We start from the raw sequence: 6,651 nt of genomic DNA, 5'->3' as shown, positions 1-6,651 counted from the left end.
AACGCGGGTGCGCGGCAACCAGCCGCGCACCCGCACCAACCCCGCTACCCGAACCCGCCGGGCCCGGCCTGTCGGAACCACCGGCATTCCAGTCCGGCAGACGGTCAGGCGTGAAGCGAGGCCCAGAATTCGGTGTGGTGGTCGTCCTCGAAGTCGACGTTCGTGGCGCCCTCGGGAGAGAGCCGGCGAGTGTCGGTGTCGGTCGAGTGGGGCTCCCAGCCGCCGTCGCCATCCGGGTCGCCGGTGCGGGCGAAGGTGGACCAGCTTTCGATCATGAGGTCGGCCAGCGGCTCGTGCTTTTCGCTCAGCGGCTCCATGAACGGGGTGTCGAAGAGGAAGGCGCAGTCGACCATGTGGAAGGCGTCGACGGGGAAGTCGGGGCGCGGGACGTAGTTGTAGTACGGGGCATCGGCGACCGACATTTCGTAGGAGAAGGCCGGGACCTGGTCACCCAGGGCCACACGGGTCTGAGCGAACCCGGTCGCCCATTCGGCGTCGCTCAGGACCCGGCCCATCGCCTTGACGGGCAGGTCGAAGTCGGAGGCGGGGTACTCGGCGGCGATGGCCTCGGCCTGGTCGCCGAAGTTCGCTTCGAGCGCCGCCAGATAGTCGGCTTCGGATTCGATCTCCATCGAGAGCGCCAGCGGCTGGAACTCGTCGCTGGTGACGCCGTGGAGAACCGGCACGTGGTTGAACTCGCCGGAGGTCAGCGCCTCACCGGTCGCAATCGGCATGACCGGGCCGCCGATGACCGGCTGGAGTTCCATGAACTGGTCGCCTTGAGCGTTGAGGTCGGCAGGGTCGGCGTCCCGGAGGCAGACCGCAAGGTCGACTTCGGGCACGTCCTCGCAGAGGGCTTCGGCAACGGCGGCCGCTGTCGCCTGGCCGTCTGCGCGGGTGGTCGCCCAGTCGGTGGCGCAGTTCGCGCTCTGCATGATGGCCTTGTCGAATAGCCCGGCCGAGCCGGCCGAGGCCAGATGGGCGCAGACGTCGTATCCGCCACCGCTCTCGCCGAACAGGGTCACGTTGCCGGAGTCGCCGCCGAAGGCGGCCGCCTCGGACCGGACCCATTCGAAGGCGGCCTGCTGGTCCTGGAGTCCGTAGTTGCCCGAAAGAGTCTCGCCGTCCTCGCCGTCGAGCACCGGGTGGGCGAGCGAGCCGAACAGTCCCAGGCGGTAGTTCACGGTCACGACCACCACGTCGCCGTCGGCGACCAGGCGTGAGGGGTCGTACTGCTCGGCGGCGCCGTAGGTGTTGCCGCCGCCGTGGAGCCACACCATGACCGGGAGGTCCTCGGCGCCGGTCTCGGGGGCGTAGACGTTGAGGTAGAGGCAGTCTTCATCGGTGCCGGGGATGCCCGGCATGCCCATCGCCGAGGTGCCTTGGGCGCAGGGGCTGCCGAATTCGGTGGCCTCGCGGACGCCTTCCCAGGATTCGGCGTCTTCCGTTGGGACCCAGCGCAGATCGTCAACGGGCGGGGCGGCGTAGGGAACGCCGAGCCAGGAGCGGACGCCTTTGGAGGCGGCGCCTTGGAGCTGCCCAGATTCGGTGGTGACGAGGGTGGAGCCGGAGTGGGTGGTGGTCTCGGCGTCGACGGCGTCGGCCTGGGCGGTGCCGCAGGCGACCGCACCGGCGGCGATGGCGGAGGCGGCCAGGATGCTGGCCGCTCGCTTGGCGGAGGTCTTGAGCTGCATGGGGGTCTCACCCTCTGATTGAGATGCCTTCGGGGGGAAGGCCTTCGCTTGCTTGCTGAGGGAACCGTAGCAAGGATTTGGGCAAATGCGCAATGCGTTCGCCTAAAATATTTGCCTAAGGCATTTGATCTAGGCAAACGCGCAGGCCATTGCTACAGTCGACGCATGGGAAATCGTGAGGAGCTCCTCGAAGGAGCCAAGACATGTCTGCTGGAAAAGGGCTACGACCGAACCACGGTGCGGGACATAGCATCCGCGGCCGGGGTAAGCATGGCGGCGATCGGCTACCACTACGGATCACGCGAGGCGCTGCTCCAGCAGGCGCTGTTCACCTCGCTGCACGACTGGGACGCCGGGCTGAAGGAATCGCTGTCGGGACTCAACGTGCCACAGGGGAAGGGCCGCTTCGAAGCGGTGTGGGAACTTCTCATCGAGAACTTCAGGTCGCAGCGGACACTGTGGCTGGCCAGCTTCGAGCTGTTCCTCCAGGCGCAACGCTCACCGGACCTGCTGGAGCAGTATGCGAAAGGCCAACCCGGGGCGTTCTCGGCAATGGCGGCCCTGGCGACGGGCGAGAGCGAGGAGACGGTGGCGGAGAGCGTGAGTCGCACGGCCGGCTCGATCCAACTGGCCCTGGTGAGCGGCATCGTGATGCAGTGGCTCTCCAACCCCGACACCGCCCCGGGCCCGAGGGAGATCGCCGCCGGCCTCAGAGCCCTGGTGGAAACCATCGACGATTAAGCGAACCGTCGTACCCCTCAGGCACCGTTGTGCACAGGGGGTCGTCATTCGCGACACGCCCGACCCCCGGATCGCCAGAATTCCGACCTATCTCCCCGTGCATCGGCTCAGTAGGACTCGATACCGGACAGGTCCACCTCGTTGCGGGTCGGGGTGGACCACACGCCTACATCGCACCGGCCCAAGTCGGCTCGGACCTCTCCGCCCGGAAGGTCCACCACCCGGCAGTTGAAGTCGTGGTCCTGAATCAACGCGGCCTCGCTCCCACCGCCGTCGAGCCCTTCGAGCGGCCGCACCGCATAGAAGTCGCCGGCGCTGACCTGCTTCCACCCCGCCTCGCCCCAGCGCCACACCCCCATCGCCTCATAGCTCTGGCACGGATTCGAAGCCGGGCCGCTCGGCTCCCCGAACACTCCGAACAGGCTGCCGCCGTTGAAGAACACGTCCCAGGCGATCGGCTCGGCGCCAACCTCATTCGGCGGCGGCGGAAGGGCCCGAGCCGATCCCAGGTCCGCACCATCCACTAGGGAGAACCCCGAGGTATAGCCGCACCGATTCAGCGAGGCGCCGGTGTACTCGACCGCTACCTGGGACCCGTCGGCGCTGGCCGTGACGCGATTGGTGTAGCCGTCGGGCTGGTTCGACAGATCCACCGATCCCTTCGGCTCGCCGTCGGCCGGGTCGATGAGCCACAGCTGCTCGGTGCCGAGGTAGTCCTCGTCCTCGAAGCGGGCCCCGTCGTTCGCGGTCCCGACGAGCAGGTGACCGCCGATCGCTCCCCACAGGACGGAGTGCTCCTCGGGCAGGTCGGCGGTGATTTCGGGCCCGGCGTCGCCGTCGACCCGCTGAAAGGCATTGTCGCGGTATGAGTACAGGTCATCGGGGTCATCACCGACGTAGGCGGCGTCGCATCCCTGACCGCATTCGTGGTCGAGCGGGTCCTCACCGGGCCCCTCCCATTCCCAGAATCCGCCCCTGACGTCGACCGCCATGAGCGTGCCGTCCGGCGACCACGCGACGCGGCCCGATTCAGGGACTTCGACGCCGTCGAGCGGGTGGGCTCGGCCGTCGCGGATAGCGATGAGCGATCGACCGTCGAGGTCTGTGACGGCGGCCTGGCTCGGCGGCACGTGGATGACCTGCGGCGATTCGGATTCGGGAGGATCGGTCGCTTCACCTGCTCCGGAATCGCCCCAGCAGCCGGCGACCGCGAGCAGCGCAGCCGCTCCGATCGCCACCGCGGCCGGCATCCGCCGGGAGGGGTTCATCGCCATGCGCGCAGTCTAGGGCAGGCGAGTGAAACTCGGAGCGAAGCGGCCAGACCGCACTCCGGGGCCCCGAAGTCGATGGCGGTGCCGGCCCGGCTGCGGGAGCGGCCGGGACCCGGCGGGCCCCGGCCGCAAGGTGACTACGCCACTCGCAGCGCTGCAGCCACTGACGACGCCTTGAGACCGAAGGCCTCCCGGAAATCGGAGTCGTCCACGATGAACGGACGCTCGGACATGTAGCCCATCTCCCGGAACTCGGTCCACAGCGGATTGGTGTAGCCCAGCACGGTGATCTCCCGCTCGGTCAGCATCTCCAGGCGGGGCTCGGGCGCACCGCGCAGCTCCGCCAGCCGCTGGGCCAGCTGCCGCACCGTCGCGAGGATGACCGGGGCGTTCCACGCCCGCCCCCACGCCGTCTCGCTACCGGTGGCCGCCACGAGTGCCGCGGCCGCGTCCTCGATGTACGTGAAGGAGTGGACCGCGTCCGGGTTGCCGTGGACGAGCGCCAGCTCCCCGGCCAGCACGTGCGGCTCGACCAGGAAGGTGAAGGCCGAGTACGCGCCCGCGCCGATGAACTGGCCCGCCCGGACCTCGGTCGCGCGCAGCCGGCCGGCCCGGTGCGCGGACTCGGCCTCGCGCCACAGCTCGGCGCGCACCCGGCCCTTGCGGGTCGTCGCATCGAGCGGAGTGCGCTCGGTGATCCTTCCGCTGGTGTCGCCGTAGCCGTAGTGGTTGCCGAGCATTACGTAGTCGGCTCCGGCCCGCTCGGACGCGGGATGGACGGGCGTGCCGCCGACCCGGTTCGGGATCGACAGGTCCGGTCCGGCCTCCAGGACGGTCCGCATCATGGCCACCGAACCGGTGACTCCGGTGTTGCCCCACGGGGTGTCGCCGCGGTCGTCGGCCGATCCCATCGGCGGTCTGGTCGAGTCCGGCCCGTAATTCGCGGCGCGTGCCTGCGCGGGAGTACTCGAAAGGGTTCGGCCCGGGCCTTATTCCTTGTGCCGCTGGTAATACCGGGCCACGCGGGCTCGGTTGCCGCAGCGTTCCGGGGCACACCAGCGCCGCCTCGGGTGGGCGGGCAGGAAGAGCATGACGCAGTCGTCGGCCTCGCAGCGCCTGAGTTTCGATATCGACGGGTCGGTGAGCAGGTCGGCGGCGGACTCGGCCAGCATGGCGGCCAACCACTCCGCGGACGTACCTGCGCGCTTCGACCCGGCGACCACCGCTCCGTCGACCCATTCCAGGCGCCGAGTCGCGGGCGCGGCGGCCAATGCCCGATTAAGACCGTCCAATGCGGATTTCGGCGGGTGTTGTCCATTCATCAGGGCGGCAAGCGCATTGGCGATGCATTCGCGGACACGGTGGACCGCCTCCAGATCGTCATCGGTCAGATTCCGGTCGACCTCAAGCCCGGGCAGGCGGTCGGCCTCCAGTGCGAGCCAGGACGCCAACATCCCGGTGGTGGCCAGCAGGTCCTGGCCGACCGGCCGGGTATTGACCAGGTCGACGGCGAGCGGCTCGCCGACCAGCGGTTCGGACGCGTTCATCACGCTAATGGTACTCCATGCGAATCAAGCATTAGACCGTGCTAGATTCTTCCTAATGCATTAAAGCCTCAAGAAAGCATGTGTATTGATGAGCACCCCGCTGCCCCGCGTCCACCACCGCCACCTCGATGTCAACGGCGTCAACGTCTTCTACCGCGAATCCGTCCCCGATGCGGCCGACGCCCCAACCCTCCTGCTGCTGCACGGCTTCCCCTCGGGCTCCCACCAGTTCCGCCGCCTCATCGACACCCTCGGCTCCAAGTACCGGCTCATCGCCCCCGACTACCCGGGCTTCGGGCAGACCGAGGCCCCAGCCGGCTTCGCCTACACCTTCGACCGGCTCGCCGATATCACCGAAGGCTTCATTCAGCGGCTCGGTCTTGACCGATTCGCCATGTACCTCTTCGACTTCGGCGCCCCGATCGGCTTCCGCCTCGCCCTCCGCCACCCCGAATGGATCACCGGCCTCGTCATCCAGAACGGCAATGCCTACGAGACGGGCCTGTCCGATCAGGCGCGCGGCTTCATCGGGCTGCGGCCCGAGGACGAAGGCGCCGAGGACACCATCCGCGGGCTGCTGACCCTGCAGGGTACGCGCGGCCAGTACGAGGGCGGCACCGCCGACCCGAGCCTCATCGCGCCCGAAGGCTGGCTGCTCGACCAGCACTTTCTCGATCTCCCGGGACGCAAGGAGGCCCAGATCGCCCTCGCCTTCGACTACAAGTCGAATGTCGAGCAATACCCGGATTGGCAGGCGTGGCTGCGCAAGTACACGCCGCCGGCCCTCATCGTGTGGGGCGAGCACGACATGTTCTTCCCCGAATCCGGCGCCCGCGCCTACCTGGCCGATCTTCCGGGCGCCGAGCTCCACCTCCTCGACACGGGACACTTCGCGCTCGAAGACCACCTGCACGTCATCGCGCCGCTCATCGACCGCTTCCTGAACGAGCGCCGTTAAGCCCCCGACTCCTGAAGCGTCGGAGCGATCTCCTTGGGGCGCTCCCCCTTTCGGGCCCCCGCGAGCAGAAGCCCCACGGCGATCCAGACGAGCGGCCAAGGCGCGGGCTCCATCAGGGCGGCGGAGACGAGCGACCAGCCGCCCAGGGTCCACGCGATGAAGACCGGGGGCACGATGCCGCGACGGTCCATCCACAGCACGGTCGCGCCGACCACGATGAGCGGCATGCCGAAGCTGCCGATGGAGAACCAGAACGCGGCCACGGTCGGCTCCGCTCCGATGAGACCGCCCTCCGGCATCCACAGGTCGCCGCCGAGCCACGAGTCGGCATATGTCGGAAGGGTCATCGACAGCGAGATCAGCATGTGCGCGAGTCCCAGGAAGACGATGATGCGTCCGGCCCACTTGATCATGTGCACTCCACTCCAATTACGGAACTG

At 68.4% G+C, this 6,651-nt stretch carries 7 protein-coding genes; 2 read left to right on the top strand and 5 right to left on the bottom strand.

Features of this window, described 5'->3' with window-relative positions; translation table 11 throughout:
- Positions 1–104: 104 nt before the first annotated feature.
- Entirely contained in the window at positions 105–1,694 is a 1,590-nt protein-coding gene (locus FAB82_RS13150) for a carboxylesterase/lipase family protein (RefSeq protein ID WP_136534990.1), read from the bottom strand.
- 165 nt (positions 1,695–1,859) lie between these two features.
- Here FAB82_RS13150 and FAB82_RS13145 point away from each other — a divergent pair, with 165 nt between their 5' ends.
- On the top strand, positions 1,860–2,435 hold the full coding sequence (locus FAB82_RS13145) for a TetR/AcrR family transcriptional regulator (protein WP_136534989.1): 576 nt from the start codon (positions 1,860–1,862) through the stop codon (positions 2,433–2,435).
- Positions 2,436–2,542: 107 nt separating this feature from the next.
- Here the strand turns inward: FAB82_RS13145 and FAB82_RS13140 are convergent, their stop codons facing one another.
- From FAB82_RS13140 to FAB82_RS13130, 3 genes are all read right to left on the bottom strand, one after another.
- Positions 2,543–3,709 (bottom strand): hypothetical protein, encoded by a 1,167-nt coding sequence (locus FAB82_RS13140; RefSeq protein WP_136534988.1) that lies wholly within the window; start codon positions 3,707–3,709, stop codon positions 2,543–2,545.
- 134 nt (positions 3,710–3,843) lie between these two features.
- Positions 3,844–4,617, bottom strand: a complete 774-nt coding sequence (locus FAB82_RS13135; protein WP_136534987.1) for a Rossmann-fold NAD(P)-binding domain-containing protein — start codon at positions 4,615–4,617, stop codon at positions 3,844–3,846.
- Between the two features lie 78 nt (positions 4,618–4,695).
- Positions 4,696–5,253 (bottom strand): CGNR zinc finger domain-containing protein, encoded by a 558-nt coding sequence (locus FAB82_RS13130; protein WP_136534986.1) that lies wholly within the window; start codon positions 5,251–5,253, stop codon positions 4,696–4,698.
- An 88-nt stretch (positions 5,254–5,341) separates the two neighbouring features.
- Between FAB82_RS13130 and FAB82_RS13125 the strand changes: the two genes are divergently transcribed.
- On the top strand, positions 5,342–6,211 hold the full coding sequence (locus FAB82_RS13125) for an alpha/beta fold hydrolase (RefSeq protein ID WP_136534985.1): 870 nt from the start codon (positions 5,342–5,344) through the stop codon (positions 6,209–6,211).
- Here the strand turns inward: FAB82_RS13125 and FAB82_RS13120 are convergent.
- A complete protein-coding gene (locus tag FAB82_RS13120; protein WP_136534984.1) occupies positions 6,208–6,624 on the bottom strand; it encodes a hypothetical protein in 417 nt (138 codons plus the stop codon). The two genes, FAB82_RS13125 and FAB82_RS13120, sit on opposite strands and share 4 nt — an antisense overlap.
- Positions 6,625–6,651 lie beyond the last annotated feature (27 nt).

It is taken from the genome of Glycomyces buryatensis (genome assembly GCF_004912275.1).
Classification (GTDB): domain Bacteria; phylum Actinomycetota; class Actinomycetes; order Mycobacteriales; family Micromonosporaceae; genus Glycomyces; species Glycomyces buryatensis.
Note: the sequence above shows the minus strand (reverse complement) of the source record. Positions and strands in the feature narration are given on the sequence as shown.

Bases quoted from the DNA above. Each gene is read 5' to 3' on its own strand.
- FAB82_RS13120 (WP_136534984.1), bottom strand. From the start codon at position 6,624: ATGATCAAGTGGGCCGGACGCATCATCGTCTTCCTGGGACTCGCGCAC.
- FAB82_RS13130 (WP_136534986.1), bottom strand. From the start codon at position 5,253: ATGAACGCGTCCGAACCGCTGGTCGGCGAGCCGCTCGCCGTCGACCTG.
- FAB82_RS13135 (WP_136534987.1), bottom strand. From the start codon at position 4,617: ATGGGATCGGCCGACGACCGCGGCGACACCCCGTGGGGCAACACCGGA.
- FAB82_RS13140 (WP_136534988.1), bottom strand. From the start codon at position 3,709: ATGGCGATGAACCCCTCCCGGCGGATGCCGGCCGCGGTGGCGATCGGA.
- FAB82_RS13150 (WP_136534990.1), bottom strand. From the start codon at position 1,694: ATGCAGCTCAAGACCTCCGCCAAGCGAGCGGCCAGCATCCTGGCCGCC.
- FAB82_RS13125 (WP_136534985.1), top strand. From the start codon at position 5,342: ATGAGCACCCCGCTGCCCCGCGTCCACCACCGCCACCTCGATGTCAAC.
- FAB82_RS13145 (WP_136534989.1), top strand. From the start codon at position 1,860: ATGGGAAATCGTGAGGAGCTCCTCGAAGGAGCCAAGACATGTCTGCTG.